This is a genomic window from Bilifractor sp. LCP21S3_F8 (assembly GCF_052117805.1).
Lineage (GTDB): Bacteria > Bacillota > Clostridia > Lachnospirales > Lachnospiraceae > Bilifractor.
This window is the reverse complement of the sequence record NZ_JBQKIK010000080.1, coordinates 1-368: the sequence shown is the minus strand read 5'-3', so window position 1 is coordinate 368 and position 368 is coordinate 1. Positions and strand designations below refer to the sequence as shown.

Here is a 368-nt window from a genome sequence, read left to right as displayed (position 1 = left end):
GAAGTGCCTCTTCAATAGTCATTCCATCAATACCTGGCGCTCCCTTGTTTGCCTTAACTCTTTTATACGCTCTATTAAAGTTGTCCTTATACAGTATCGCTTCCAAGAGCTTCGGCTGTGCACTGTCTCTTTCTTTCCATATCCGATTGAATGACCTAGGCGCTTTCGCATACCCGTTGTGTTCCGCACTATCTCTTTGCGAACAGCCATTGTTTTCAATGTTTTCTGCCATTAACGGTCATTCCTCCTTTCTCGGTCATACTTAAGACTCCTATTGATTCGGTCCTTCGGTTAGCATGTCCATGTTTCCATGTCCATATCCCTACTATGACCTCCGCTGACTTCTGCATGTTCAGCACCGCCTCGTT

At 45.4% G+C, this 368-nt stretch carries 1 pseudogene; it reads right to left on the bottom strand.

Annotated elements, in window-relative coordinates:
* A pseudogene (locus ACTQ3A_RS13970) lies at positions 1–232 on the bottom strand (group II intron reverse transcriptase/maturase); the annotation flags it as partial.
* Positions 233–368 lie beyond the last annotated feature (136 nt).